Raw genomic sequence first — 433 nt, 5'->3', positions numbered from 1 at the left:
TTAATCTGCTGGCCCCTTCCATTGCAGCCTTTTTTGATGAAGAAAGACTGATACCTATTTTGCGGGTTTTATCACTCCAGTTTTTATTGACCATTTTCGGCACGCTTCCTGGTGTTCAGTTGTATCGCCAGCTGAAATTCAAAAGCCTGTCACTCATTGCTTTCTCGACAACGATTATCGGAAGCATATTGACATTGGCACTGGCATTTGCACAATTTGGTGTATGGGCGCTTGTCCTGGGAAATCTTGTGGCGAGCGTGTTAAATGTAATCGCAATAAATGTAATAGCTCCACTTAATTTTCTCCCAAAATTTTCCTTGTCTGGCATACGTAATCTGCTGTCATTTGGTGGAAATGTCACCTTATCACGCCTGCTCTGGTTTTTTTATACCCAGGCAGACACCGCCATTATCGGTAAACTGCTAGGCAAGGA

Annotated in this window: 1 protein-coding gene; it reads left to right on the top strand. The window is 43.2% G+C overall.

Going from position 1 to position 433, the window contains the following annotated elements; translation table 11 throughout:
• Nucleotides 1–433, top strand: a 433-nt coding sequence (locus tag SQ11_RS16050) for an oligosaccharide flippase family protein (RefSeq protein ID WP_041515212.1), incomplete at both ends; no start/stop codon positions are given.

The sequence above is a fragment of the Nitrosospira sp. NpAV genome (assembly GCF_000832065.1).
Classification (GTDB): Bacteria; Pseudomonadota; Gammaproteobacteria; order Burkholderiales; family Nitrosomonadaceae; genus Nitrosospira.
The sequence above is the reverse complement of the archived record's forward strand: the minus strand, read 5'-3'. Positions and strand labels throughout refer to the sequence as shown.